The sequence below is a fragment of the Comamonas kerstersii genome (assembly GCF_008801935.1).
Classification (GTDB): domain Bacteria; phylum Pseudomonadota; class Gammaproteobacteria; order Burkholderiales; family Burkholderiaceae_C; genus Comamonas; species Comamonas kerstersii.
Window position 1 is genome coordinate 89,735 of sequence record NZ_VZOT01000004.1, and the last position, 25,675, is coordinate 115,409.

Annotated in this window: 22 protein-coding genes and 1 riboswitch; of the genes, 15 read left to right on the top strand and 7 right to left on the bottom strand. The window is 60.9% G+C overall.

Going from position 1 to position 25,675, the window contains the following annotated elements; translation table 11 throughout:
- Positions 1-20: 20 nt before the first annotated feature.
- Both hemL and thiD read right to left on the bottom strand, forming a co-directional pair.
- Positions 21-1,325: a glutamate-1-semialdehyde 2,1-aminomutase gene (gene hemL / locus F7P80_RS07740; RefSeq protein ID WP_054067550.1), complete on the bottom strand. Its 1,305-nt coding sequence runs from the start codon at positions 1,323-1,325 to the stop codon at positions 21-23.
- A complete protein-coding gene (gene thiD, locus F7P80_RS07745) occupies positions 1,309-2,310 on the bottom strand; it encodes a bifunctional hydroxymethylpyrimidine kinase/phosphomethylpyrimidine kinase (RefSeq protein ID WP_151043789.1) in 1,002 nt (333 codons plus the stop codon). Before thiD ends, hemL begins: the two co-directional genes overlap by 17 nt.
- 276 nt (positions 2,311-2,586) lie before the next feature.
- On the opposite strand from thiD, the gene F7P80_RS07750 reads away from it, so the two are divergent.
- The 13 genes from F7P80_RS07750 to arsC all read left to right on the top strand — a co-directional run bounded on the left by F7P80_RS07750 (position 2,587) and on the right by arsC (position 18,031).
- Positions 2,587-2,985 carry a response regulator gene (locus tag F7P80_RS07750; RefSeq protein WP_151043791.1) on the top strand — a complete coding sequence of 133 codons (399 nt, stop codon included), beginning with the start codon at positions 2,587-2,589 and terminating at the stop codon, positions 2,983-2,985.
- Between the two features lie 28 nt (positions 2,986-3,013).
- Positions 3,014-3,385: a response regulator gene (locus F7P80_RS07755; protein ID WP_151043793.1), complete on the top strand. Its 372-nt coding sequence runs from the start codon at positions 3,014-3,016 to the stop codon at positions 3,383-3,385.
- A gap of 11 nt (positions 3,386-3,396) precedes the next feature.
- Positions 3,397-3,939: a chemotaxis protein CheW gene (locus F7P80_RS07760; protein ID WP_151043795.1), complete on the top strand. Its 543-nt coding sequence runs from the start codon at positions 3,397-3,399 to the stop codon at positions 3,937-3,939.
- A gap of 25 nt (positions 3,940-3,964) precedes the next feature.
- On the top strand, positions 3,965-6,199 hold the full coding sequence (locus F7P80_RS07765) for a methyl-accepting chemotaxis protein (RefSeq protein WP_151043797.1): 2,235 nt from the start codon (positions 3,965-3,967) through the stop codon (positions 6,197-6,199).
- A 133-nt stretch (positions 6,200-6,332) separates the two neighbouring features.
- Complete coding sequence (locus F7P80_RS07770; protein ID WP_428840859.1) at positions 6,333-12,272, top strand: hybrid sensor histidine kinase/response regulator; 5,940 nt, start codon at positions 6,333-6,335, stop codon at positions 12,270-12,272.
- Between the two features lie 176 nt (positions 12,273-12,448).
- Positions 12,449-13,048 (top strand): YqgE/AlgH family protein, encoded by a 600-nt coding sequence (locus F7P80_RS07775; RefSeq protein WP_054067544.1) that lies wholly within the window; start codon positions 12,449-12,451, stop codon positions 13,046-13,048.
- A complete protein-coding gene (gene ruvX / locus F7P80_RS07780; RefSeq protein ID WP_058880085.1) occupies positions 13,045-13,497 on the top strand; it encodes a Holliday junction resolvase RuvX in 453 nt (150 codons plus the stop codon). Before F7P80_RS07775 ends, ruvX begins: the two co-directional genes overlap by 4 nt.
- On the top strand, positions 13,494-14,003 hold the full coding sequence (gene pyrR, locus F7P80_RS07785; RefSeq protein ID WP_054067542.1) for a bifunctional pyr operon transcriptional regulator/uracil phosphoribosyltransferase PyrR: 510 nt from the start codon (positions 13,494-13,496) through the stop codon (positions 14,001-14,003). The genes ruvX and pyrR overlap by 4 nt, the downstream gene beginning before the upstream one ends.
- A 2-nt stretch (positions 14,004-14,005) precedes the next feature.
- The gene (locus F7P80_RS07790; protein ID WP_054067566.1) at positions 14,006-14,971 is read left to right on the top strand and encodes an aspartate carbamoyltransferase catalytic subunit; all 966 of its coding nucleotides are present in this window, start codon (positions 14,006-14,008) and stop codon (positions 14,969-14,971) included.
- Positions 14,972-15,032: 61 nt separating this feature from the next.
- Positions 15,033-16,328, top strand: a complete 1,296-nt coding sequence (locus tag F7P80_RS07795) for a dihydroorotase (protein WP_151043801.1) — start codon at positions 15,033-15,035, stop codon at positions 16,326-16,328.
- A gap of 126 nt (positions 16,329-16,454) precedes the next feature.
- Complete coding sequence (locus F7P80_RS07800) at positions 16,455-17,264, top strand: lysophospholipid acyltransferase family protein (RefSeq protein WP_151043803.1); 810 nt, start codon at positions 16,455-16,457, stop codon at positions 17,262-17,264.
- 8 nt (positions 17,265-17,272) lie between these two features.
- Complete coding sequence (locus F7P80_RS07805) at positions 17,273-17,668, top strand: DUF423 domain-containing protein (RefSeq protein ID WP_054067540.1); 396 nt, start codon at positions 17,273-17,275, stop codon at positions 17,666-17,668.
- A 12-nt stretch (positions 17,669-17,680) separates the two neighbouring features.
- Complete coding sequence (gene arsC, locus F7P80_RS07810) at positions 17,681-18,031, top strand: arsenate reductase (glutaredoxin) (RefSeq protein ID WP_054067539.1); 351 nt, start codon at positions 17,681-17,683, stop codon at positions 18,029-18,031.
- A gap of 43 nt (positions 18,032-18,074) precedes the next feature.
- Here the strand turns inward: arsC and F7P80_RS07815 are convergent, their stop codons facing one another.
- The 4 genes from F7P80_RS07815 to trxB all read right to left on the bottom strand — a co-directional run bounded on the left by F7P80_RS07815 (position 18,075) and on the right by trxB (position 20,591).
- Positions 18,075-18,590, bottom strand: a complete 516-nt coding sequence (locus tag F7P80_RS07815) for a 6,7-dimethyl-8-ribityllumazine synthase (protein ID WP_428840860.1) — start codon at positions 18,588-18,590, stop codon at positions 18,075-18,077.
- 115 nt (positions 18,591-18,705) lie between these two features.
- Positions 18,706-18,859: riboswitch (FMN riboswitch) on the bottom strand.
- Between the two features lie 129 nt (positions 18,860-18,988).
- Positions 18,989-19,159 carry a 50S ribosomal protein L33 gene (gene rpmG / locus F7P80_RS07820; protein WP_054067538.1) on the bottom strand — a complete coding sequence of 57 codons (171 nt, stop codon included), beginning with the start codon at positions 19,157-19,159 and terminating at the stop codon, positions 18,989-18,991.
- A 22-nt stretch (positions 19,160-19,181) separates the two neighbouring features.
- On the bottom strand, positions 19,182-19,415 hold the full coding sequence (gene rpmB, locus F7P80_RS07825) for a 50S ribosomal protein L28 (protein ID WP_003058229.1): 234 nt from the start codon (positions 19,413-19,415) through the stop codon (positions 19,182-19,184).
- A gap of 225 nt (positions 19,416-19,640) precedes the next feature.
- Entirely contained in the window at positions 19,641-20,591 is a 951-nt protein-coding gene (gene trxB / locus F7P80_RS07830; protein ID WP_054067537.1) for a thioredoxin-disulfide reductase, read from the bottom strand.
- Between the two features lie 323 nt (positions 20,592-20,914).
- On the opposite strand from trxB, the gene F7P80_RS07835 reads away from it, so the two are divergent.
- Both F7P80_RS07835 and lolA read left to right on the top strand, forming a co-directional pair.
- Positions 20,915-23,239, top strand: coding sequence for a DNA translocase FtsK (locus tag F7P80_RS07835; RefSeq protein ID WP_151043808.1), 2,325 nt, complete (start codon positions 20,915-20,917; stop codon positions 23,237-23,239).
- 17 nt (positions 23,240-23,256) lie between these two features.
- Complete coding sequence (gene lolA, locus F7P80_RS07840) at positions 23,257-23,895, top strand: outer membrane lipoprotein periplasmic chaperone LolA (RefSeq protein ID WP_151043811.1); 639 nt, start codon at positions 23,257-23,259, stop codon at positions 23,893-23,895.
- Positions 23,896-24,090: 195 nt separating this feature from the next.
- Here lolA and brnQ read toward each other — a convergent pair whose 3' ends face one another.
- Positions 24,091-25,398 carry a branched-chain amino acid transport system II carrier protein gene (brnQ, locus tag F7P80_RS07845; RefSeq protein WP_054067534.1) on the bottom strand — a complete coding sequence of 436 codons (1,308 nt, stop codon included), beginning with the start codon at positions 25,396-25,398 and terminating at the stop codon, positions 24,091-24,093.
- Between the last annotated feature and the right edge of the window lie 277 nt (positions 25,399-25,675).

A 25,675-nucleotide genomic window follows, 5' to 3' on the forward strand; every position in this document is an offset into this window, starting at 1 on the left:
GTTGGGTGAAGCTGTGTGGCTTACAGCGTCTTGAACACTTCGCGCGCAGCTTCCACCGTGCGGTCAATGTCTTGCTCGCTGTGGGCCATGCTCACAAAACCGGCTTCGTACAGCGCAGGCGCAAAGTAGTGACCGCGCTCCAGCATGCCGTGGAAGAACTTGTTGAACATGGCACCGTCGGTCTTCATGACCTCGTGGTAGGTCTTGGGCAGCTCGGGCAGCAGGTAGAAGCCAAACAGGCCACCTTGCCAGTCGATGCTGAACGGAATACCGGCTTCATCCGCTTCGGCCTTGAGGCCCTGCATCAGGTGGCCGGTCTTGAGGTGCAGCTCGGCATGGAAGCCGGGGCGGCTGATCAGCTCCAGCGTTTTCAGACCGCAGGCCGTGGCAATAGGGTTGCCCGACAGCGTGCCAGCCTGATAGACCGGGCCCAGGGGCGAGAGCTTTTCCATGATCTCACGGCGGCCACCAAAGGCGGCCATGGGCATGCCGCCGCCAATGACCTTGCCCATCACGGTGATGTCGGGCTCAAAGCCTTCGATCTCCTTGGCATACAGGCTTTGCGCGCAGCCCAGAGCCACGCGGAAACCGGTCATGACTTCGTCATAGATCATCAGCGCGCCGTGCTCCTTGGTCAGCTCACGGATGCGGCGGGTGAATTCCACCGAGGCACGCACAAAGTTCATATTGCCCGCGATGGGCTCCATGATCACGCAGGCAATCTCGCTGCCCATCTTGGCAAAGGCTTCTTCGAGCTGGGCCACATCGTTGTATTCCAGCACGATGGTGTCCTTGACCACATCGGCAGGCACACCCGCTGAGGAGGACGAACCAAAGGTCGCCAGACCGGAGCCAGCTTTCACCAGCAGCGAATCCGCATGGCCGTGGTAGCAGCCGTTGAACTTGATGATCTTGCTGCGGCCGGTGTAGCCACGGGCCAGGCGCAGGGCGCTCATGCCCGCTTCCGTGCCGGAGGACACCATGCGCACCATTTCCATGGAAGGCACCAGCTCGCGAATCTTTTCGGCCAGCACCACTTCGCGTTCGGTGGGGGCGCCAAAGCTGAAGCCTTCCAGCACGGCGGCCTGCACGGCTGCCACGACTTCAGGGTGGCCGTGGCCCAGGATCATGGGGCCCCAGGAGCCGATGTAGTCCACAAACTGCTGGTCGTTCGTGTCCCAGAAGTAAGCGCCCTGTGCACGCTTGACGAAGCGAGGCGTGCCGCCCACGGCATTGAAGGCACGCACGGGGGAGTTCACGCCACCAGGGATCACGCCCTTGGCGCGCTCGAATAAAGCTTGATTCAGGTCAGTGTTTTGTGTCATGTAGAGGCATCACAAAGCCCTCGAGGGGCGGTTGGTTTTCTGCTTCAGGAGCGGCTGGCTGTGCTTCGGGCGCAGCCTCTGCTTCGGCAGCAGCAGCGGCTGCAGCGGCAACGGTGCCTTCTTCGGGCTGGGCCCAGAACATGCGGTCGGGGATGAGCTGGCCCATGCCAGGGCGAAAGCCCGCTCCCAGGCTGTGGTCCAGATACTCCAGCGCTTCCTGTGCAGCAGCTCCCAGTTCATTGCCAGCGGCCAGCAAGGCCGTCAGCGCTGCCGAAAGGGTATCACCTGCACCATGGAAGCTGCCATCAAACAGCTCAAACTTGCTGCTGCCAATAACGGTTTCGGTGGAGGCCAGCACGTTGTCCAGATGCTGCTCGGGTAGAGGAATGCCCGTGACCAGGACAAACGGTACATCGCGCGCTTCTGCGGCCTTGGCAATATCACGGGCCGTTGGTGGGCGGCTGTGGCTCCAGTCCGGCAGCAGCCAGCGGCTCAAGGTGCCGTAATTGCCGACCAGTACCGAGGTCTGCGGCATGACCAGCGCCTGAAAGGCGTCGAGATATTCTTCGAGACCGTCGCCCTGCCACCAGGACAGGTCCGGCATGTAGCTGATGATGGGAATGTCCGGGTAGTCGCTGGCCAGCTCGGCAATCGCTGCAAGGTTGGACGGGCTGCCCGCAAAACCCAGCTTGATGGCGCGCACGGGAATGTCCTCCAGCGCAGTGCGTGCCTGGTCGGTGACGAGCTCGTCATCCATGGCAGTGTGTGAAAACACATGGCTGGTATCGCGCACGATGACCCCGGTGGCAACGGCGACGGGGTGGCCGCCCACAGAGGCAATGGTGGTGATGTCCGCAGTCAGTCCGCCTGCGCCGCTGGGGTCGATGGCATTGAAGCACATCACGCACATGGGTTGGGCCAGCGTGGCGGAGGGAGTGTCGGGGGAGGGGGGCGCAGTGGGGACTGCAGGGGGCTGAAATGCCATGCGTTGTTCAATGACCTGCTCTTTGTCAAGAGGGGGCGGGTTGGTGCCTAAATACAATCATTGCATTCTATTGGAAGCGACTTTAAGCTGTTGCAGACCCTAAGACTTGGATGTGTTTGGTGGGTGATAGCTGCAAGATGGCGCCTCAGGTGCAAGGCAGCAAAGACCGGGAGGCGGTACAGCCGCCAGACATAAAAATGGTCGAAATGAGAGAGTTGGGCAGTGCCGGGAGGGCGCAGTCCGGGAGATTTCGGTGAACCCTGAGGGCATTTCAAATTGAGTACAGCCGGAGCATCTTTCAGAGTGTTGGTGGTGGATGACAGCAACACCATTCGTCGCAGTGCAGAGATTTTTCTCAAGCAGGGAGGGCATGAGGTCCTGCTTGCCGAAGATGGCTTTGATGCACTGGCCAAGGTGAATGATTTCAGGCCGCATCTGATCTTCTGCGACATCCTGATGCCCAAGCTCGATGGCTATCAGACCTGCGCCATCATCAAGCGCAACGCACATTTCGCAGACACGCCCGTGGTGATGCTTTCATCCAAGGATGGCGTGTTTGACAAGGCACGCGGGCGCATGGTCGGCTGCCAGGACTATCTCACCAAACCATTTACCAAGGAGCAGCTGCTCAAGGCTGTGCAGCAGCTTGGCAAGGTCGAATCGGTAGCAGGCTGAACAGAAAACAGACAGAGAGGAGAGGGAAATGTCTATCCAGAAAGTACTGGTCGTGGATGACTCCAAGACGGAGTTGATGTTTCTCACGGAGATATTGCACCAGCAGGGGTACCAGGTACGTACTGCAGAAAACGCCGAGCAGGCACTGACCAGGCTTGAAGAAGAAAAGCCGGATCTGATTCTGATGGACGTGGTCATGCCCGGTCAGAACGGTTTTCAGCTCACCCGTTCGCTGGCGCGCAACACCAAGTTTGCCGACGTGCCCATCATCATGTGCACCAGCAAGAACCAGGAAACCGACCGCGTCTGGGGGCTGCGTCAGGGTGCCAGTGACTACATCACCAAGCCCGTCAATCCGCAGGAGCTGCAGGCCAAGATTGCTGCGCTGTCCAGCGTCTGAAGTGAGCATCCATGGCAAACCGACAAGCGCTGCGTGAGCTTCAGGTACGTCTGGCCGAGCGCCTGCAAGCCGCGCGCAGCAACACATCCAAGGGTGCGAGCTGGCTGGCGGTGCAGGCCGGTTCGCGCAACTATCTGCTGCCGCTGGATCAGGCCGGTGAAATTTTTCCGTGGACTGCCACCATGAAGGTGCCCTATACCGCGCCCTGGTTCTGGGGTGTGGTCAATTTGCGTGGCAGTCTGGCTGGGGTGGTTGATTTGTGTGCCTTGCTCGGGCATCCGGTCGAGCGCACGGAGCAGTCGCTGCATGAGGTGAGCCTGCTGCTGATCAATCCCGGTCTGCAGGTCAATGCGGCGCTGGTGGTGGACCGGCTGCAGGGGCTGCGTGGTGCGGAAGATTTTGCTTCCATGCAGGAGCCTTCCTTGCAGGCCACGGCCCAAACACCATCCAGCTGCCTGGGCGCAGGCTATGTGGATCACACCGGCGCGGTGTGGCAGGTCCTGCAATTGCACGCCCTGGTGCAATCGCCGGAGTTTCTGAACATTCGTATGTGAATCTTTTGCTTCTTAGAGGTTGAGCATGTCTTTTGTCCAGCGAGTCAGCAAATTTTTTCGTCGCAAGCCTGAGGGCCAGGACGAAATGACAGTAGTGCAGCAGCAGGAGGCAACTGCGCAGCAGATGTCCGCAGAAGATGCCTGGCCCAGCGTGCAGGACACGGATGTGCTCGACGATGCACCGGTCGAGCAAAGTGAAATCCATCTGCCCTTGCTTGGCCCCGCACCAGCGGCTACCCACCAGCGGCGTCTGCTTACCATGCTGGCTCTGGGTGTGATTTTGCTGGCCCTGGTGGCAGGCTGGGTGCTGCAGCAGGCAGACCGTTCGGCCAAGCAGCTGGCGGCAACGGGTCAGTCGCTGATGCAGTCGCAGCGACTGGCGAAGTCTGTGACGCAGGCCTTGCTCGGCAAGGAGCCTGCCTTCTCTGAGCTGCAGGACAGTGCCAGCGTGCTGGGGCGCAATGTGCACGCGCTGACCCAGGGGGATGCTGAACTGGGTGTGCAAAGCCTGGATGCAGCCTATGAAGAAGATCTGGGCTCGGTCAGCAGGCTGGCCCAGCAGGCAGAGAAAAACGCCCGTGCGGTGCTCAATCAGCAAAAGACTCTGATGCAGGCCGGTGATGCGCTGCGCGCCATCAATCGCCAGTCTTCGGGCCTGCTGGAGCTGGCAGAAGCCGTGGCCACCACCAAGCTGCAAATTGGCGCCGCAGCGCCCGAAATTGCAGCAGCCAGCCAGCTGGTCATGCTGACGCAGCGCATTGGCAAGTCAGCCAACGAATTCCAGACCATTGATGGCGTGAGTCCCGAGGCAGTGTTTCTGCTGGGGCGCGACCTGAACTCCTTCAAGGAGCTGGCCGAAGGCCTGCTGCATGGCAATGCCGAACTGCGCCTGTCAGCAGCGCGTGATGCGCAGGTGCGTGAGCAGCTGACTGCCATGCTGGAAATGTATGAGCAGACACGTGAGGAAGCGGCTTCGATTCTGAGCAATCTGCAAGGCCTGGTAGCGGCGCGTGAAGCGCAGAATGCCATCATTGCTGACAGCGAACCGCTGCGTGCACAGCTGGAGCAACTGCAGAACAAGCTCTCGCAGCAAAGCGGTATTTCTGCAGGGCAGATGGCTCTGCTGGTGATGCTGGGTCTGTTTGTGCTGCTGTGCGGTATTGGTATCTCGCGCGTGCAGCTGCTGGACAGCCGTCAACGTCAGGAACTGGCCGAGCAGCAGCGCATGGATGCACGCCGTCAGGAGCAGGACGCCAAGCGCATCAATGATGCCAACCAGGCCGCGATCTTGCGCCTGATGAACGAACTGCAGAACGTGGCTGAAGGTGACCTGACCCAGGAAGCCACGGTGACGGAAGACATCACCGGCGCCATTGCTGACTCGGTGAACTACACGGTGGAAGAGCTGCGGCTGCTGGTGGGCAGTGTGCAGAACACGGCCCAGCGCGTGGCGCAGACTACGGCGCAGGTGGACAGTACTTCCTCACAACTGCTGGCCACATCGGCAGAGCAGCTGCGCGAAATCCGCGAAACCGGTCAGTCGATTCTGGACATGGCTGATCGCATTACCCAGGTGTCAGCACAGGCACAAGAATCTGCTGCGGTGGCGCGCCAGTCCAGACAGGCGGCTGAAGATGGCCAGCGTGCGGTGCAGAACACCATCAATGGCATGAACGCCATTCGCGATCAGATTCAGGAAACTTCCAAGCGCATCAAGCGACTTGGTGAGTCCTCGCAGGAAATTGGCGAAATCACTGAGCTGATTTCCGACATTACCGAGCAGACCAACGTGCTGGCTTTGAACGCCGCTATTCAGGCTGCATCGGCAGGTGAAGCAGGTCGAGGTTTCTCTGTGGTGGCGGAAGAAGTGCAGCGCCTGGCCGAACGCTCGGCGGACGCGACACGCCAGATCGCTGCGCTGGTGAAAACCATTCAGACCGACACCCTGGATGCGGTGGCCGCGATGGAGCGCTCTACCCAGGGCGTGGTGGAAGGCGCACGCCTGTCTGACTCTGCGGGCGCTGCGCTGGCAGAAATTGACGCGGTGTCACGCAAGCTGGCGGATCTGATTGAGCAGATCGCCCAGACCTCGCAGAACGAAGCGGCGCTGGCCGGTGAAGTGGCAGGCAATATTCAGCACATTTTTGCCGTGACCGAGCAGACCGGAAACAGTACCCGCACCACGGCAGAGCAGGTGCAGGAGCTGGCCAAGATGGCTGAGGAACTGCGCCAGTCCGTGTCCCGTTTCAAGATTGCCTGAACCATTGATGAGCCGCGCGCGTGTTGATCATCGGCAGGTTGAAGAAAGCCATGCCACCTGTTGCGCATGGAAAGGCGCTTGAGAAAGCCTATGTCAGATTGCCAGATGGATCGCGGTTGAAAGCCAAGGATAGATGATGTCAACCACTCGAGTCACAGCACCAGCAGCACAGCACTCCCTTGGGGAGCACGATTTAGGTCCATTGGCATGGGTGCTGGAGGAGGTCCGCAAGTCGCTGGACGGCGCCATCAAGGCCACACGACTTTTTGTCCGAGAAGCCGAGGCAGCGCGCGACTCGGACCTGGCAGTGCTGGACAGCAGCCCTTTGCGCATGGCCAAGCAGCATCTGCACCAGTCCTGCGGGGCTCTGGAAATGGTGGGCATGCCGCAGGCTGCATTGCTGCTGCGTTCCATGGAAGCAGCCGTGCAGCATTATGTGCAAAAACCAGCAAATTGCACGGAAGCCGTGGTCCAGACACTGGAAAAAGCCAGCTTTGCCTTGCTGGAGTTTCTGGAGACCGTGCTGGCTGGCAAACGGATTACGGCGGTGGCCCTGTTCCCCCAGTACCGTGATGTGCAGGCCCTGTTTGATGCCCAGGGCAAGGTGCATCCTGCCGACTTGTGGCCGATTGAGCGTCGTCTGCGTGATCCGGAACTCGGCGTGCAATGTGCACCGCTGGCGTATGACGCACAGCAGCGCAAGATTCTGGATGCGGCCGTGCTGCAGATCGTGCGTGGCGACGATATTGCGCAATCCAGCATGCGCGTGCGCGACGTCTGTCTGGGCTATGCCCAGGCGCAGACAGAAGCACCGATGCGCATTTTCTGGAAGGTAGCAGCAGCTTATTTCGATGCCATGGCCCATGGCCTGCTGAAGGTGGACATCTACTCCAAGCGCGTGGCATCGCGCGTGCTGATGGTGTCTGTGGCGCTGGCCAAGGGCGATCCAGTGGCTCCGGAGCGCTTGCTGCAGGACATGCTGTTTTTCTGCGCACAGGCCAGGACCTCGGCCGCGGGGGCGCAGGATGCCACGGTCTGGAAGACGGTCTATGACGCCTTCGGACTGCAGCGGCACACCCCCGTAGATTATGAGCAGGTGCGCTTCGGGCGCTTTGAGCCTACTGCGCTGGCGCAGGCACGCAAGCGGATTGCGGCCGCAGCAGAAATCTGGTCGGCACTGGCTGGTGGCAACGTGCAGAAGATCAAGCCTGCGGTGGATCAGTTCTCTCTGGTCTGTGATTCGCTGCAAAAGCTGATGCCCGGTGGGCAGGGGTTGGCCAAGGCGCTGACGCAGGTGCTCAGCAGTGTGGCCACACGCAACCAGCCGCCTTCACCTGAAGTGGGCATGGAAGTGGCAACAGCCGTGCTGTATCTGCAGGCAGCGTTGACCTCACTCGACATCAGTGATGAGGACATGTCCGCCCATGCAGCAACGCTGGCTCAGCGTCTGACATCGGTGCTGGCAGGTGCCGCATCTCAGCCGCTGGAGCCTTGGATGGAGCAGTTGTATCGTCAGGTGAGCGACCAGCAGACCATGGGCAGTGTGGTGGGGGAACTGCGTGGCACGCTGGCCGAAACCGAAAAGCTGCTCGACCGGTATTTCCGCAGTCCGGACGACAAGTCCATGCTCAGCGCCGTCGCCACCCATTTGTCGCAGATGCGTGGCGTGCTGTCGGTGCTGGGGCTGGAGCCAGCTTCCCAGGCCATGGTGTGCATGCGCCAGTATGTGGAGCGCCTGCAGACCGAAGACATGCCGGAAGACGAACAGCGCACGCTGTTCGACAAGATTGGCAACAGCCTGGGTGCATTGGGCTTTTTGATCGACATGCTGGGCTACCAACGCAATATTGCCCGCAAGCTGTACGAGTTTGACGAGCAGGATGGCGAGCTCAAGCTGCTCATGGGGCGTGTGCGCCTGCGTGCAGGTGATGAGACCGTGGCCAAGCCCGTTGAGGAAGTGCTGCAGGCACGTGTGCAGCAGATTGACCAGCCCATCATCCTCAAGCAGCCTGCTGCGCCCGCAGTGCAGGAAGTGCAGGCGGCGGAGGCAGCAGCTGAGTCAGCGCCTGTGCCTGCTGCGGAACCGGCGTCTGCACCCCAGCCAGCAGCGCCTGCATTGTCCATAGAGCCCGTCGTACAGGCAGACGCTGCGTCTGCAGCGCCGCTTGAAGTCGCACATGAAGACTCGGACGACGAACTGCTGGACATCTTCCTGGAAGAAGCGCGCGAGGTGGTGGGCAATGGCCGTGCAGCCCTGGAGCTGCTGGCCGAAGACCCAGCCAATATGAGCGAGCAGACGGTGCTGCGCCGTGCCTTCCACACCCTCAAGGGTAGCTCGCGCATGGTCGGGCTGGACGAATTTGGGCAGGCAGGCTGGGCCATGGAGCAGATGCTCAATGCATGGCTGGCCGAGCAAAAAGCCATGCCTGCGCCCATGCGCCAGCTGGCAGCTCAGGCGCTGGACGGATTTGAAGCCTGGGTGGCAGCCATTGAGGCCGGTGCTGCCCAGTCCTGGCAATCTGCGCCTTTCCGGGCCAGTGCAGATGCCATGCGGCTGGAAGGTCGCCTGATTGCGTTGGACATTCATGCTGCCAGCGGCCAGCAGGCAGCGGCACCGAGTGTGGTGCTGGAAGTTGCAGATGATGCGCAGGTGGACGCGCTTTCTGTGGCTGCGCTGGAAGACGTAGCCGAAGCAGCGCCTGCGGTGCACGAGGAAGCCAGCGAGTCAGCGCTGCAGCTCGATATCTCTGAGCTGTTGCTGCAGGACGAAGCCGCAGCACCCGCTCTGGAGCCGCAGAGCACCCAGGAGGCGGCTGCAGACATTCCGGTGGCGGAGGAAATCAGCTTTGACGAGTTTGATGCACTGCTCAAGGCCTCAGAGGATGGGCCGCAAAGCAGTGCGGAGCCTGCATCTGTGCAGCCGCAGGAGCCAGAGGCTGCCGAGGTGCCGCAGGTGCTGGAGCTGCCTGAACTGGAAGCACTACAGCTGCAGACGGACGCTGCTGAAACCATGCAGGCCATGCCAGCCGAGCAGGAAATGGAGCCTGAGGCCGAAGCAGTGCCTGTTGCACAGCAAGAGCAGGAAGCACCCGCTACACCTGCTGTGGAAATCAAGCAGATTGGTGATGTTGCCGTCTCGCTGCCGCTGTTCAATGTCTATCTGGGCGAGGCTGAAGAGTGGTCTGCCCGACTGCTGGCGGCCCTGACAGGCTGGCAGTCCGAACTGCACGAAGCGCAGCCAGACATGGTCAATGCCTGGGCGCATTCGCTGGCTGGCAGTTCCGCCACTGTAGGCTTTGCTGCACTGTCTGGCTTGGCGCGCAAACTCGAGCATGCTCTGCAGCATGTGGCACCACAGCCGCATGGCGTGGCCGAACAGGTGCAGGTGTTTGTGAGCGCTGCAGAGGAAATTCGCTCCATGCTGCACCAGTTTGCTGCTGGCGTGCTGCCGACTGCCTCCGAGCAGCTGCATGCGCAGCTGCAGCACATACTCGATAGCGCACTGCTCAGCCAGGCACCGGCACAAGTGCAGGCAGACGTGGAGGCGGCCGCTACGCCCACGGTTGCAGAGCAGCTGGCGACTGCACCTGAGCCAGAGCCTGTGGTTCCAGCCATGGAGCAGCAGCCCGTCGTGCATGCTGTGGCGCTGGATGATGACGAGATTGAAGCCGTTGATGCCATCGACCCCGACCTCTTCCCCATCTTTGAGGAAGAGGCCATGGAGCTGTTGCCCACCATCGGCGCAGCCATGCGTGAATGGAGCGCGCACCCGGCGCGTACAGAGGCACGCCATACCCTGCTGCGTGCCCTGCACACCTTCAAAGGCAGCTCACGCCTTGCAGGTGCCATGCGTCTGGGTGAAATGGCCCACCGCCTGGAGTCAGCGGTGGAGGCGCTGGATGCTGAGACCGCATCGGCTGAGCGGATCGACCCCCTGTTTGCGCGCCTGGATGCCATGGAAGCAGGCTTTCGGGCACTGTGCGCGCAAGGCGAAGCTGGAGGGGCAGAGCAGCTCAAGCAGCCTGTGCCCGTCGAGGTGGAGGAAGCATCACCACCTGCCACAGCGCAGCCGCAGTACACCGCATGGACAGACGCTACACCTGCAGGGGCAGCAGCACCCGCGGTGCAGGATGCGGCACGTGCAGCCAGCCAACAGACGGTGCGCGTGCGCTCGCAGCTGCTGGATCGCCTGATCAACGAAGCGGGTGAGGTGCTGATTGCGCGTTCGCGTCTGGATGTGCGCATGCATAGCATCAAGCATTCGCTGCAGGACCTGTCGGTCAATCTGGACAAGCTGCGCCAGCAGCTGCGTGATGTGGAGGTGCAGGCCGAGTCACAGATGCAGTCGCGCATGCAGCTGGCCAAGGAAGCCGGTGCAGACTTTGACCCGCTCGAGTTTGACCGTTTCACGCGTGTGCAGGAGCTCACGCGCATGATGGCCGAGTCGGTCAACGACGTGGCCACGGTGCAGCGCAGTCTGCAGCGGGATGTGGACGCGGCGGAAGACGATCTGATTGCCCAGGGCCGTCAGTCCCGTGAGCTGCAGCGTGACTTGCTGCGCACGCGCATGGTGGAGTTCGACGCTATCTCTGAGCGTCTGTATGCCGTGGTACGCCGCACGTCCAAGGAAACCGGCAAGCAGGTCAAGCTGGGCCTGACGGGTGGCACCATTGAAATGGACCGTGGCGTGCTCGAGCGCATGGTGCCTGCGTTTGAGCATTTGCTGCGCAACTGCGTGGACCACGGTATTGAAAAGCCCGAGCTGCGCACCGCAGCGGGCAAGCCTGCCAGCGGCACCATCAGCGTGCAGGTGCAGCAGGAAGGCAATGACGTAGCGGTGAGCTTCCACGATGACGGCGCAGGCCTGAATGTGGAGCGTATCCGCGACAAGGCACTGGCACAGGGGCTGATCACTGCTGATGAGGTGGTGGATGCCGCACGCGCAGCCCAGCTGATCTTCATGCCCGGCTTTACGACGGCGCAGCAGGTCACAGGCGTGTCGGGCCGTGGTATTGGCATGGATGTGGTGCGCTCCGAAGTGCAGGCGCTTGGTGGCCGTATTGAAACGCACACCCTGCCCGGCCAGGGCTCTGCCTTCCGGCTGGTGCTGCCACTGACCACGGCGGTGACGCAGGTTGTGATGCTACGTGCTGGTAGCTTCTCCGTAGGTGTGCCAGCCAGCCTGGTGGAAGTCGTGCGCCGTGTGAGCATGGCGGATCTGGAAGCCGCCTACCGCAGCGGCGAACTGATGGAAGGCGACGAGCGCATTCCGTTCTACTGGGCCGGTGCCGTTTGGAGCCAGTCACCCCGCAGTGTGGACGATGGCGCAGGCAAGACACGGCCTGTGGTGCTGATCCGAAGCGCCTCGCAGCGCATTGCATTGCACGTGGATGAAGTGCTGGGCCAGCAGGAAGTGGTGATCAAGCCGCTGGGCGCGCAAATGTCTCGCCTGCCTGGTCTGACTGGCATGTCGGTGCTGGCCTCTGGTGCTGTGGTGCTGATCTACAACCCTGTGGCGCTGACCACGGTGTACGGTGCGCAGATCCGTGAACTGGGCAAGGGCTTGCCCGCCGTGCTGGACGAGCAGACCGCCAAGCAGCTGCAGCGCGAAGCAGCGCCTGCCGAGCCCGTCACCGGCGTGCAGCCATCGAGCCAGGTGCCGCTGGTCATGGTGGTGGACGACTCCATCACCGTGCGCCGTGTGTCGCAGCGCCTGCTGCAGCGCGAAGGCTACCGCGTCATCACCGCCAACGATGGCCTGCAGGCGCTGGACAAGCTGCAGGGCGAAGAACTGCCCAGCGTGGTGCTGTCCGATATTGAAATGCCGCGCATGGACGGTTTTGATCTGCTGCGCAGCATCCGTGCTGCCGAGCGTCTGCAGCACCTGCCGGTGATCATGATTACCTCGCGTATTGCCCAGAAGCACCGTGACCATGCCATGGAGCTTGGTGCCAACCACTACCTGGGTAAGCCGTACTCAGACGACGAACTCATGGCGCTGGTGCACCACTATGCAGTGGGCAAGCCTTTGCCTGAGCCGCAGGAAGATGCTGTCGCTGTACGTAGCGAATAAGACTGCTCTTATAAAGAGAGCTGCTAGCGCTTGTTATTCAAGGATTTCAGATGGAAAGCATTCTGAAATCAAGTAATTTCAAGCGCTGGCAGCTCTCTTTTTTCTTGCTTTCAGGGCTGCAGGGGCTTGTGTGGCACTGCCAAATGGCGCATGGATCATCGCTAAAATACGCGGTTATGCCCGCTGAATCTGCGCCTATCAATTTGACGCACCACTTCCTGATTGCCATGCCCAATCTGGAGGATGAGTCCTTTTCCCGCAGCGTGGTGTATTTGTGTGAACACAACGAGCGCGGTGCGCTCGGTCTGATCATCAACAAGCCTTCCACGCTGAGTCTGCAATCCTTGCTGCGCAAGATCGATCTGCCCATGGGGCGAGAGGACCTGCAGGAAGACATGGTCTTCCGTGGTGGCCCTGTGCAGACCGATCGCGGCTTTGTACTGCACGACCCCATCATCATCGAAGGCGCGGAAGCCAACCAGTCTGCCTATGCCTCTACGCTGACCGTGCCTGGAGGGCTGGAGATGACCACCTCCAAGGACGTGCTGGAAGCCATTGCCAATGGCGCGGGCCCACGCCGCGTGCTGGTCACGCTGGGCTATGCCTCCTGGGGTGAAGGACAGCTGGAGTCCGAGCTGGGTGAAAACGCCTGGCTGACGGTGCACGCCGATCCCCAGGTGATCTTCGACACCCCCGCCGAAGAGCGCTACAACAAAGCCTTGAGCCTGCTGGGCCTGCAGCCCTGGATGCTCTCTCCCGAAGCAGGTCGCGCATGACCCCCGATACTTCCCTTCCACGGCCCGGCAATGCTGCTGACAAGGCCGTGGTCATTCCTGCGCATGTGCAGCAGTTACTGGCCTTTGACTTCGGCACCAAGCGCACGGGCTGCGCTTCGGGCAACCGTGTGTTTGGCGCAGCCAGTCCGCTGCCCACCATCAAGGCCGAAGGCGCAGATGCACGCTTTGCAGCCATTGAGAAACTGATCAAGGAGTGGCAGCCACAGGCGCTGGTCATTGGTGTGCCTTACCACCCGGATGGCGCACCGCACGAGAACACGGCCAAGGCGCTGAAGTTTGGCCGCCAGCTGCGCGGGCGCTTTAACCTGCCTGTTTATGAAGTGGATGAGCGCTACAGTACTACCGAAGCCCTGGCCGGTGGTGCCAAAGATGCCGATGCTGCGTCGGCATGCATCATCCTGGAGCAATTTTTGAGGAGCATTGCATGAGTCTTTCCGCTGGTTCTTTGGTGCTGGACGCCGAAGCCCTGTACCGTGAGCTGCTGCGCGGCGTGCGCAGTCTGATGGGACCGAACACCCAGTTGGCAGGCGTGGCCTCGGGTGGTGCCTGGCTGGCAGAACGACTGCACAAGGACCTGGGCCTGCCCGGCAAGCCCGGCGTGCTGTCCTCGGCCCTGCACCGCGATGACTTTGCTCAGCGTGGCATGGCGCAGAGCGTGCAGACACAGCTGGACTTTGATGTGAACGGCGCTGACATTCTGGTGCTGGACGATGTGCTCTACACCGGCCGCACCGTGCGTGCCATTTTGAACGAGCTGTACGACTATGGCCGCCCAGCAAGCGTGCGCCTGGCCGTGCTGGTGGACCGTGGTGGCCGTGAGCTACCAGTGGCCGCCGAATTTGCCGCCGCACGCGTGGCGCTGCCCGCCAGCCAGTCGCTGGCGCTGGCACGCACAGAAGACGGCACCTTCCAATTTGAAGTCAAAGAGGCATGAACGTGCTGTACAAGCGCAACAACCCCCAACTGAACAAGAACGGCGAGCTGATCCACCTGCTCTCCACGGAGGGATTGTCCAAAGACATCCTGACCCAAATTCTGGACACCGCTGAGAACTTCGTCAGCGTCAATGACCGTGAAGTCAAGAAAGTGCCGCTGCTGCGTGGCAAGAGCGTGTTCAATCTGTTCTTTGAAAACAGTACACGCACGCGCACCACGTTTGAGATCGCGGCCAAGCGCCTGTCGGCTGACGTGTTCAATCTGGACATTGCCCGCTCCTCGACCGCCAAGGGCGAGACCCTGCTGGACACCATCGACAACCTCTCGGCCATGGCGGCCGATATTTTTGTCGTGCGCCACAGCGAGTCCGGTGCGCCTTACCTGATTGCCCAGCACGTGGCACCCCATGTGCACGTGGTCAATGCCGGTGACGGCCGTCACGCACACCCCACACAGGGTCTGCTGGACATGTACACCATCCGTCACTACAAGAAGGACTTCTCCAACCTGCGCGTGGCCATCGTGGGCGATGTGCTGCACTCGCGCGTGGCGCGCTCTGACATCCATGCGCTGACCACGCTGGGCGCTGCTGAAGTGCGCGTGGTGGGGCCTCGTACCCTGGTGCCCTCCGACATGAGCAGCATGGGCGTGCGCGTCTTCCACAACCTGGAAGAAGGTATCAAGGACTGCGACGTCATCATCATGCTGCGTTTGCAGAACGAGCGCATGAGCGGCGCGCTGCTGCCTTCGAGCCAGGAATACTTCAAGAGCTTTGGCCTGACCGAAAAGCGCCTGGCACTGGCCAAGCCCGATGCCATCGTCATGCACCCTGGCCCCATCAACCGCGGCGTGGAGATTGACTCCGCCGTGGTCGATGGCCCGCAGGCCGTGATTCTGTCGCAGGTGACGTTTGGTATTGCCGTGCGTATGGCGGTCATGTCCATCGTCGCAGGCAACGAAGCGTAATTGTTTTGATAGCTACTAGCGCTTGCTGGATAAGCGCTAGAGGCCAATTTGGTATGTAACCATGAAAATCTTGATTCAAAACGGCCGCGTGATTGATCCGGCCCGTGGTTTTGACCAGGTATGTGATGTGGCCGTGGCTTCTGGCCGTGTGCTGGCCATTGGTCAGCTGCCTGCAGGCTTTGAAGCAGACCGTGTGATTGATGCTTCTGGCCAGTGGGTACTGCCCGGCCTGGTGGACCTGGCGGTGCGCCTGCGTGAACCCGGTCATGAGCACGAAGACATGCTGACGTCCGAAATGGCGGCCAGCGTGGCTGGTGGTGTGACCAGCCTTGTGTGCCTGCCTGATACCGACCCCGTGCTGGACGAGCAGGGACTGGTGGAAATGCTCAAGCTGCGTGCTGAAAAGCTGCACCAGTCGCGCGTCTTCCCCATGGGGGCGCTGACCAAGGGCCTCCAGGGTGAAGTGCTGACGGAAATGGCAGAGCTGTCTGATTCAGGCTGCGTGGCCTTTGGTCAGGCGGATACGCCCCTGTCCAGCATCACCACGCTCAGCCGTGCGCTGAGCTACGCCAACACCTTTGGCTATGCCGTGTGGCTGCGTCCCCAGGATAAGGACCTGGGCAAGGGCGTGGCTGCCAGCGGTGCGCTGGCCACACGCATGGGCTTGTCCGGCGTGCCTGTGGCGGCCGAGACCATTGCCCTGCACACGATTTTTGAGCTGATCCGTGGCTCGCAGACCCGCGTGCACCTGTGCCGTATTTCCAGCGCCGCTGGCGTGGAGCTGGTGCGCAAGGCCAAGGCCGAGGGCATGAATGTGACGGCAGACGTGTCCATCAACAGCCTGCATCTGACGGAAAATGACATCGGCTACTTTGAAAGCAGCGCACGCCTGATTCCCGTGCTGCGCCAGCAGCGCGACCGCGAGGCGCTGTCTGCTGCCCTGGCCGATGGCACGATTGATGCGCTGGTGTCTGACCACTGCCCGGTCGATGATGACGCCAAGGTGCTGCCTTTTGCAGAAGCAGAAGCCGGTGCCACCGGCGTGGAACTGCTGCTGTCGCTGGCTGTCAAATGGTCGCAAGACCAGAATGTGCCGCTGCTGCGTGCGCTGGAAGTGGTGACCGCTGCTCCTGCACGTCTGCTGGGCAGCGCGCTGGGAACCTTGCAGGCCAGCCTGGGTCAGCTGGTAGAAGGCGGCGTGGCCGACCTGTGCGTGGTCAACCCACAGCAGGCATGGACTGTCACGCCACAGGCCCTGGTCAGCCAGGGCAAGAGCACACCGTTCACTGGCTATGAAGTGCCTGCACGCGTGCAGCTGACCATGGTCAATGGCCATATCGCGTTTGAGCGCAACTAAGCCTTGATCGCACCACCGGCAGGCTTTGGCTTGCTGGTGGCTGTAGAGCCGTTGCGTGCGAGTGCGCAGCCGTGTGCTGAGGATGAACAAGAGGGTGTAACCGTAAACACAAAGTGGGAGAGCTTGATGGCAGGAACTCTGCGTGCAGTTGGACGTTTTTCGCGCATGCTGTGGCATGCACTCAAGGGTGTGCGCACCGCACGCCAGGGACTTGACCATCTGGATACGCAGCAACAGCAGCGCATGGTGGAAAACTGGGCACGAGAGTTTTTAAGCAGGGCAGGTATTGCGCTGCACATCGAGGGACAGCCTGTGGCACAGGGTCCTGTGCTGCTGGTGGCCAACCACCAGTCCTGGCTGGATATTCCCACTTTGCATGCGGCACGCCACTGCCGTTTTATCTCCAAGGCAGAGATTGCCAACTGGCCCATCGTCGGCCATCTGGCACGTGCGGCGGGCACGCTGTTTGTGCAGCGCAGCTCGCGCCGTGACACGCAGCGCACGGTGCAGAGCATGACGCAGGCGCTGCGCAACGGTGACATCCTCACCGTCTTCCCCGAAGGCACGACAGGCAATGGTCGTGAACTGCTGCCGTTTCACGGCAATATGCTGCAGGCTGCCATTGATGCCGATGCAGCCGTGCAGCCCGTAGCCATGACCTTTGTGGATGCACGCACGGGTGAGCGCTCCTTTGTGCCCTGCGAGGCCTATGAAGACGAGCCCATGCTGCGCAGCCTGTGGCGCACCATTCAGACCGAGCACCTAGTAGCAGTGGTCCGCTATGGCACACCAGAAAAAGCCAATGGCCGGGATCGCCGGGTATGGGCCCAGGATCTGCGTGACCGTGTCGAGGCGCTGCGCCAGCCATCGCTGGTGGCTGTAGCCCAGGCAAGCCCTGTTTCGAAGCCGCAGCAAGTTGCGGTCATGACAGATTGAAAGCTTTTATGTACAAATTCTGGATTCCTGCGGCAGCCTTGTTGGGTGTGACGGGCGTGGCCATGGCCGCCTATGCTTCGCATGGTTTGGGCTTTATTGCAGATGCTACGGTGCGAGAGGCCACACGCGCTTCGCTGCAGATGGCTGTACAGCAGCAGATGTTCCATGCGCTGGCCTTGCTGGGTGTGGGCATGCTGGCGCTTACAGGGCGCGGCAATCGCTGGATCTGTGCGTCTGGCGGGCTGTTTGTGCTGGGTGTGCTCTTGTTCAGTGGCTTGATCTATCTGCGCACACTGACTGGGGTTGAGGCTTTTCGTCCTTTGGTGCCCTGGGGTGGCAGCTGTCTGATGCTGGCCTGGCTGCTGCTGGGTATTGGCGGCTTCAAAGCCGCGCGCAGCGCATAGACTAGGCATCCTATGAGCGACATCACCATTTTTCACAACAACCGCTGCAGCAATTCGCGCGGCGCCCTGCAAATTCTGCGTGACAAGGGCATTGAGCCAAATATCGTGGATTACATCGCCACGCCGTTGACGGCGCCTGAGCTGTCGGAGCTGGTGGCTCACATTGGTGTTCCCGTGCGTGAGCTGCTGCGCAGCAAGGAAGCTGTGTTCAAGGAACTGGGGCTGGACAACCCAGCGGTGACGGATGAGCAGCTGATCATGGCTGTGGCCCAGCACCCGGTGCTGCTCAACCGCCCCATCGTCGTCACCCCCAAGGGGGCGGCACTGTGCCGTCCACCGGAGAAAGTGCTGGAGCTGCTGTGATGCCATCGGCCCCATCGGGGCCGCAGCGAGTCTGGGGTGTGATTCAGGCCTGTACTGTTTCGCTGAGCAGGGCGTCAACATTCGCATGTGCTGCCAGTGTCTGCGCGCAGGCATCGGCAGCTTCCATCCCCTTTTTGATGAAATGCTGGCGGAAGAAGCCTTGCAGGTCTTCCGAAGGCTGGAAATTGTAGGGCGTCAGTGCTACCGAGAAGACAGGCACGCCGGTGCCTAGCTGTACGCGCATCAGACCATCAACCACGGCGGTTGAGACAAACTCATGGTGGTAGATGCCACCATTCACAATCACGGCGCAGCCAATCACTGCGTCAAACTTGCCAGATTCGGCCAACTTCTTGACCATCAGCGGAATTTCAAAGGCACCGGGGACTTCAATCTGATGGATGCGGGCGGGCGCTACGCCGAGCGTCTGCAGCTGGCGTGCGCAGGCATCGCGGGCCTGGTGCACGACATCGCTGTGCCAGTTGGCGCTGATGATGGCGATGCGGGCCTGTTGCAAGGCTGCGTTGGAAGCAATGGTGTGGGTCATGGTCTGATTCATGGTCTGTGTCTGTACAAGAGAGAACAACAAATGAATCAGGGCGCGCGAAGGCAGACATAGCAGAAAGACCAGCGTGCATGCGCACACAGGCCTCTCGGCTGGGAGAGAACTATCTTCACGTTGCTCTTTCATCCGGACTTTGACCGTCGGCTCTGGAGTTACACCAGATCTGCTGACCCTGCATGGCTGGAGCCATCCAGGCGCTCGCGGGCTTGCAGTCAGGGCTGCTTACCGCCGGTGGGGAATTGCACCCCGCCCTGAGAACGTATGTGACCAGCTGAAGCAGCTGGTCACAGCACTGATTGTAGGCAGCGTACAAGCCACTGCCGGGCACGCAGGCAACAAAAAACCGCCAGCGCAGATGCGAAGGCGGTTTTTTTGTAAACGCAAGGACTGAATTACTTCAGTTTGGTTTCCTTGTACTCGACGTGCTTGCGAGCCTTGGGGTCGAACTTGATGATCGACATCTTTTCAGGCATCGTCTTCTTGTTCTTGGTCGTGGTGTAGAAGTGACCTGTGCCAGCAGTCGAAGCCAGCTTGATCTTTTCGCGTCCGCCTTTGGAAGCCATGTTGATTCTCCTTCAGTGGAAATTAAGCCTGGCCACGGGCGCGCATGTCTGCGAGCACGGAGTCGATGCCGTTCTTGTCGATCAGGCGCAGAGCAGCGCTAGAAACGCGCAGACGCACCCAGCGGTTTTCGCTCTCAACCCAGAAACGACGGTACTGCAGGTTAGGCAGGAAACGACGCTTGGTCTTGTTGTTGGCGTGGGAAACGTTGTTGCCCACCATGGGCTTCTTGCCCGTAACTTCACATACGCGTGCCATTTGGACACTCCGATATTTGAAACGGCCGCCGACTCCGGGGCTCTGTGTTGCGCAAAGCAATGTGTCGACAACCTCACCTCGCCAATTAATGGGTGGCGGTAACCCGATTTGTAGCACCGTGTGCCAGACGCTGGTGCGCCAAGGCCAAATGCAGCAAAGCCCGCGATTATACGGGCTTTGTCTAAATGGGCCTAAGGCTGCAGGGTATTACCTGTGCGCGGCCGTTTATTCCTGTTCCAGGAAGCGCTGGGCATCCAGTGCTGCCATGCAGCCCGTGCCTGCGCTGGTGATGGCCTGGCGGTAGACGCTGTCCTGCACGTCACCCGCAGCAAACACGCCGGGCACGCTGGTCTGTGTGGCAAAGCCCTTGTGACCGCCCTGGGTGACGATGTAGCCGTTTTCCATCTCCAGCTGACCCTTGAAGATCTCGGTGTTGGGCGAGTGGCCGATGGCGATGAAGCAGCCTTGCAGCGTGATGTCTTCGGTGTGGCCATCCTGCGTGTGCTTGATGCGCACGCCCGTCACGCCCGACTGGTCACCCAGCACTTCATCCAGTGTGAAGTGGGTCTTGAGCTCAATCTTGCCTTCCTTGACCTTGTCCATCATCTTGTCGACCAGGATGGGCTCGGCCGTGAACTTGTCGCGGCGGTGGATGACAGTGACCTTGGAGGCAATATTGGACAGGTACAGCGCCTCTTCCACGGCGGTGTTGCCGCCGCCGACCACGCACACGGGCTGGTCGCGGTAGAAGAAACCGTCGCAGGTCGCGCAGCCGGAAACGCCACGGCCCATGAAGGCTTCTTCGGAGGGCAGGCCCAGGTACTTGGCCGATGCGCCGGTGGCAATGATCAGGCTGTCACAGGTGTAGGTGCCGCTGTCGCCCTGCAGGGTGAAGGGGCGCTTGGACAGATCCACGCTGTGGATGTGGTCAAACACCAGCTGGGCCTTGAAGCGCTCGGCGTGCTCCATGAAGCGCTGCATCAGCTCAGGGCCTTGCACGCCGTTGACGTCGGCAGGCCAGTTGTCCACTTCGGTGGTGGTCATGAGCTGACCGCCTTGCGCCATGCCCGTGACCAGCATGGGGTTGAGGTTGGCACGCGCAGCGTAGATGGCAGCGGTGTAACCGGCAGGGCCGGAGCCCAGGATCAGAACTTTGGCGTGTTGGTTGGTGGACATGTTGCTTTTCGAAGAAGGTGCTGCGCACTTGGCGCAACACGGTTGAACACACGGGCCAGCCCAGATGCATGCCACAGTCATGGCTTGCATGGGATACGCTGGCATTGTAGAAAGCTGGCGGAGTCCCTGCGGCGCATGCCTGTAAACACAGGCTGCTTGCGACAGGGAACTGCCAGCCTGTTGAGCCAGGGCAAGCAGTGTGCGGACAGGCTTGTATAGCGTCACGTCTGTCAGACAGTGCCCTGTATGTTGCAAGTGCTTGCACTGGCGTTGCAACCGTTTGTGTAGTGGGCTGCGCGCCTAAGGTAAGCTCCCGCCTGCGTATGACTTATTCCTCGAATGCATTGAATGCCAATTCTTCACCATCTGCGCCCAGATATGGCTTGGCGCGGTTTGGTCATGAGATCTGCCTGATCGCAGGTGCTCTGGGATTGCTGTTCTGGCTGCTGGCCATGTTGAGCTATTCCGGCACCGATCCGGCATGGTCTACCTCGGGCAGCGGTGATGGCGGCATCGTCCATAACTGGCTGGGCCGCTCGGGCGCGCTGCTGGCGGATGCCTGCTATTTTGGTTTTGGCATGTCCGTGTGGTGGCTGCTGCTGATTGCGGGCTATACGCTGGGCAGTTCTGCCTTGCGCTGGGTGCGCGGGCAGAGCATGGAAATCACCTCTGTGCGTGAGCGCATGAAGTGGTGGGCCGGTGTGGGCTTGCTGCTGGCCGTGAGCTGCATGCTGGAGTGGTCGCGCCTGTACCGTTTTGAAGACCTGCTGCCCGGCCATGCCGGTGGCGTGCTTGGTTATGCGCTGGGCTTGGGGGCGGTGCGCTGGCTGGGCTTTACGGGCTCGGGCCTGATTGGCATTGTGCTGATGGTGCTGGCCCTGGCTCTGGTGTTCCGCTTTTCCTGGGGCAGCGTGGCAGAAAAGCTGGGCGCGGCCATTGAAGCGGCGGTGCGCCTGAACCAGCAAAAGCGCGAAAAGATCAAGGACACGGCCGAAGGCCGCAAGGCCGCGCGTGAGCGTGAAAAAGTGGTGGAAGAAGTGCGCCAGGAGCTGGATGACGTGCACCAGCACGAACCTGTGCTCATCATCACCCCCACGGCAGCGCCTGCAGTGCCCAGTGAGCGCGTGCTCAAGGAGCGCCAGAAGCCGCTGTTTCAGGACACGCAGATGCAGGACGGTCACCTACCGCAGATTGATCTGCTCGATGCCGCTCCGGTCAAGCAGGAAACCGTCGCTCCTGAGACGCTGGAGATGACCAGCCGCCTGATTGAGAAAAAGCTCAAGGACTTTGGCGTGGAAGTGCGCGTGGTGCAGGCCACGCCCGGCCCTGTGGTCACGCGCTACGAGATTGAACCGGCCACGGGCGTGAAGGGTTCGCAGATTGTGAATCTGGCCAAGGATCTGGCGCGCTCGCTGTCGCTGGTGTCTATCCGCGTGATCGAGACCATTCCCGGCAAGAACTACATGGCGCTGGAATTGCCCAATGCCAAGCGCCAGTCGATTCGCCTGTCGGAAGTGCTGGGCTCGCAGGTCTACCACGAGGCCAAGAGCCTGCTGACCATTGGCCTGGGCAAGGACATCGAAGGCAAACCCGTGGTGGCTGACCTGGCCAAGATGCCCCACGTGCTGGTGGCGGGCACGACCGGCTCCGGCAAGTCCGTGGGTATCAATGCCATGATTTTGTCGCTGCTGTACAAGGCAGACCCCAAGGAAGTGCGCCTGCTCATGATCGACCCCAAGATGCTGGAAATGTCGGTCTACGAAGGCATTCCGCACCTGCTGGCGCCTGTGGTGACCGATATGAAACAGGCTGCCAACGGCCTGAACTGGTGCGTGGCTGAGATGGAGCGCCGTTACAAGCTCATGTCCAAGCTGGGCGTGCGCAATCTGGCGGGCTACAACACCAAGATCAGCGAAGCCAAGGCCAAGGGCGAGAGCATTGGCAACCCCTTCAGCCTGACGCCAGAGCAGCCCGAGCCGCTGGACCGCCTGCCGCACATCGTCATCGTGATCGATGAGCTGGCAGACCTGATGATGGTGGTCGGCAAGAAGATTGAAGAGCTGATTGCCCGTCTGGCCCAGAAGGCGCGTGCAGCGGGTATCCACCTGATTCTGGCCACGCAGCGCCCCAGCGTGGACGTGATTACCGGCCTGATCAAGGCCAACATTCCGACACGTATTGCTTTTCAGGTTTCGTCCAAGATTGACAGCCGCACCGTGCTGGACCAGATGGGTGCCGAGAGCCTGCTGGGCATGGGGGACATGCTCTACATGGCCAGCGGCACAGGTCTGCCCATCCGCGTGCACGGCGCGTTTGTGTCGGACGATGAAGTGCACCGCGTGGTAAGTTATCTGAAAGAGCAGGGCGAGCCTGATTACATCGACGGCGTGCTGGAGGCCGCCACCTCTGAAGAGGGCGGCGTGGACGGCGACGGCGAAGTCGGCGGAGAGCGTGACCCCATGTATGACCAGGCCGTGGAAATTGTGCTGAAAGACCGCAAGGCCAGTATTTCCTACGTGCAGCGCAAGCTGCGTATTGGCTACAACCGTTCGGCCAATCTGCTGGAGCAGATGGAAAAAGCAGGGCTGGTCAGCGCACTGACGGCCAGCGGCCAGCGCGAAGTGCTGGTGCCAGCACGGCCGGAATAAAGAGAAAGACAGTTGTCATGAAGAAACAAAGCATAGGCGCATGGGTGCTGCTGGGTCTGCTGCCATTGGCGGCCTGGGCGGATGGGCTGCAGAGCCTGGAGCAATTCATGCGCACGGCCAAGGCTGGGCGGGCGCAGTTCACGCAGACGGTGACAGCCCCTGCAAGGGAAGGCGAGACGGCGCGCAGCAAGGTCAGCAGCGGCAGTTTTGAATTTCAGCGTCCGGGCCAGTTCAAGTTTGTCTACGCCAAGCCTTTTGAGCAGACCATTGTGGCGGACGGCAACAACGTCTGGCTGTATGACGTAGACCTGAACCAGGTCACCCAGCGCAGACAGGCTGATGCGCTGGGCAGCACGCCTGCGGCGGTGCTGGCTTCGGCCAATGACGTGGGGGCGCTGCAAAAGACTTTTCATCTGAAGGCATTGCCTGCAGCGGATGGCCTGGAATGGGTGGAGGCCGAGCCGCGTGAGGCAGACAGCCAGCTCAAGAGCGTGCGCGTAGGCTTTCAGGGTTCTACGCTGGCTGCCATGGACATTCTGGACAGCTTTGGTCAGCGCTCTGTGATCCGCTTTGAGCAGATGCAGGTACTGCCTTCCCTGCCCGCGGTGAATTTCCGATTTGAAGTGCCTGCAGGTGCAGACATCGTGCAGCAGTAAATCAGATGCCGATGCATGCTTTCAAAGCAATAGCTGCTAGCGCTTGAAATTAGAGGGTTTCAGATACTTTTATATCTGAAGTCCTTGATTTATCAGCGCTGGCAGCTTTTCTTTTGATAGTGGCTACGAAAAAAAGCCCTGCGGAGGGCATGTCCGCAGGGCTTTTTTGCTGAAGCAGCAGGCTTTGTGAGGCGCTCAAGCCTTGGCAGGAATGGCGCGAACGCGATCCAGCACGCCTGCCACCACCATGACCACCAGCACGGGCACCAGCCAGCCCAGGCCTACTTCGCTGCCAGGCAGCGAGGCAAACACCTCGGGCACGTTCAGGCCAGCGGCCTTGGCGCCGTCAATCAGGCCAAAGACCAGCGCAGTGCTCATCGCGGGAATGAATACGCGTGCCTTATGGCGCCACAGCTTGGACAGCAGACCCAGTGCAATCAGGGCAATGGCTACGGGGTAGATCAGCACCAGCACGGGTACAGCCACGGCAATCAGCTGGGCCAGGCCCTGGTTGGCCACGGCGGCGCAGAACACCGACATCACCACCACCACGGTGCGGTACTTCACGCCCAGCAGCTGGCTGAAGTAGGCCGAGCAGGCGCTGACCAGGCCCACGCCTGTGGTCAGGCAGGCCAGCAAAATCACGGCCGCCAGCAGCACAATGCCGCTGGTACCAAAAGTGCGCTCTACATAGAGGGTCAGAATCTGCACGCCGCTGGCATCCGCAGGCACGGTGGTGCCGCTCATGGCACCCAGATAGATCAGCGAGACATAGACCAGACCCAGACCCAGCGCAGCAATGATGCCGGCATAGATGGTGTAGCGGGTGTGCAGACGGGTGTCCGTGACGCCTGCGGCCTTGATGGAAGCCACAATCAGGATGCCAAACACCAGTGATGCCAGCGCATCCATGGTCTGATAGCCCATCAGAAAGCCCTGTGCCAGTGCCTTGCCTGCGGCGTCATAGGCGGCTGCAGGGGCGGCGATGTCACCCGCAGGCGCCACGAAGGCGGCAATGCCCAGAATGGCCAGCACAGCAATCAGCGCAGGGGTGATGATCTTGCCGATGTTGTCCATCAGCTTGCCGGGGAACAGTGCCAGCACCATCACCAGCAGGAAGTAGCCAATGGTGAAGATCAGCAGGGCTTCCGGGGTGTTGCCCGTGAAGGGCGCCATGCCCACCTCAAACGACACGGTGGCCGTGCGCGGTGTGGCAAAGAAGGGGCCAATCGTCAGGTAGATGGCCAGGCCCATCAGGGTGCCAGCCAGCTTGCCGATAGGGTGGGTCAGGGTATCCAGACCGCCGCCCACACGTGCCAGCGCAATGACGCCCAGTAGCGGCAGGCCCACGGCTGTCAGCAAAAAGCCAAGCGCTGCCGACCACTGGAACTCACCTGCGGCCAGGCCTACGCTGGGAGGAAAAATGATGTTGCCAGCGCCGAGAAACAGCGCAAATGTCATGAATCCGAGGGCAATGATGTCCCGCGTCTTGAGTGTTTTCATACGAAAAACCGAAATACCTCAGCAACCGCGGCACCGTGGTGCTGCAGTCTGGTGTTAGAACAAGCGATGATTCACGGACTTTGTGAGCGCAGCGTCAGCAGCTGCATGCAGATGGCAGCCAGCGCTGGCTCTCAGATGCGTTGCAGTCGAGGGTCGCAGCGACTGCAAGCGGAGCAGGGAAGATTCGTGCCGTTTAAGCTTGTGGCTTCGCGGAACGAACAAGCAGTGTTGTTGGGCGGTGGTGGTGGCCATCGCGCAAAACATGCAAAGATCCGAT

What these genes read in the sequence shown, in the direction of transcription:
- hemL (WP_054067550.1), bottom strand. Translation starts at nt 1,325, where the DNA reads ATGACACAAAACACTGACCTGAATCAAGCTTTATTCGAGCGCGCCAAG.
- thiD (WP_151043789.1), bottom strand. Translation starts at nt 2,310, where the DNA reads ATGGCATTTCAGCCCCCTGCAGTCCCCACTGCGCCCCCCTCCCCCGAC.
- F7P80_RS07755 (WP_151043793.1), top strand. Translation starts at nt 3,014, where the DNA reads ATGTCTATCCAGAAAGTACTGGTCGTGGATGACTCCAAGACGGAGTTG.
- F7P80_RS07760 (WP_151043795.1), top strand. Translation starts at nt 3,397, where the DNA reads ATGGCAAACCGACAAGCGCTGCGTGAGCTTCAGGTACGTCTGGCCGAG.
- F7P80_RS07765 (WP_151043797.1), top strand. Translation starts at nt 3,965, where the DNA reads ATGTCTTTTGTCCAGCGAGTCAGCAAATTTTTTCGTCGCAAGCCTGAG.
- F7P80_RS07770 (WP_428840859.1), top strand. Translation starts at nt 6,333, where the DNA reads ATGATGTCAACCACTCGAGTCACAGCACCAGCAGCACAGCACTCCCTT.
- F7P80_RS07775 (WP_054067544.1), top strand. Translation starts at nt 12,449, where the DNA reads ATGCCCGCTGAATCTGCGCCTATCAATTTGACGCACCACTTCCTGATT.
- ruvX (WP_058880085.1), top strand. Translation starts at nt 13,045, where the DNA reads ATGACCCCCGATACTTCCCTTCCACGGCCCGGCAATGCTGCTGACAAG.
- pyrR (WP_054067542.1), top strand. Translation starts at nt 13,494, where the DNA reads ATGAGTCTTTCCGCTGGTTCTTTGGTGCTGGACGCCGAAGCCCTGTAC.
- F7P80_RS07795 (WP_151043801.1), top strand. Translation starts at nt 15,033, where the DNA reads ATGAAAATCTTGATTCAAAACGGCCGCGTGATTGATCCGGCCCGTGGT.
- F7P80_RS07800 (WP_151043803.1), top strand. Translation starts at nt 16,455, where the DNA reads ATGGCAGGAACTCTGCGTGCAGTTGGACGTTTTTCGCGCATGCTGTGG.
- F7P80_RS07805 (WP_054067540.1), top strand. Translation starts at nt 17,273, where the DNA reads ATGTACAAATTCTGGATTCCTGCGGCAGCCTTGTTGGGTGTGACGGGC.
- arsC (WP_054067539.1), top strand. Translation starts at nt 17,681, where the DNA reads ATGAGCGACATCACCATTTTTCACAACAACCGCTGCAGCAATTCGCGC.
- F7P80_RS07815 (WP_428840860.1), bottom strand. Translation starts at nt 18,590, where the DNA reads ATGAATCAGACCATGACCCACACCATTGCTTCCAACGCAGCCTTGCAA.
- rpmG (WP_054067538.1), bottom strand. Translation starts at nt 19,159, where the DNA reads ATGGCTTCCAAAGGCGGACGCGAAAAGATCAAGCTGGCTTCGACTGCT.
- rpmB (WP_003058229.1), bottom strand. Translation starts at nt 19,415, where the DNA reads ATGGCACGCGTATGTGAAGTTACGGGCAAGAAGCCCATGGTGGGCAAC.
- trxB (WP_054067537.1), bottom strand. Translation starts at nt 20,591, where the DNA reads ATGTCCACCAACCAACACGCCAAAGTTCTGATCCTGGGCTCCGGCCCT.
- F7P80_RS07835 (WP_151043808.1), top strand. Translation starts at nt 20,915, where the DNA reads ATGACTTATTCCTCGAATGCATTGAATGCCAATTCTTCACCATCTGCG.
- lolA (WP_151043811.1), top strand. Translation starts at nt 23,257, where the DNA reads ATGAAGAAACAAAGCATAGGCGCATGGGTGCTGCTGGGTCTGCTGCCA.
- brnQ (WP_054067534.1), bottom strand. Translation starts at nt 25,398, where the DNA reads ATGAAAACACTCAAGACGCGGGACATCATTGCCCTCGGATTCATGACA.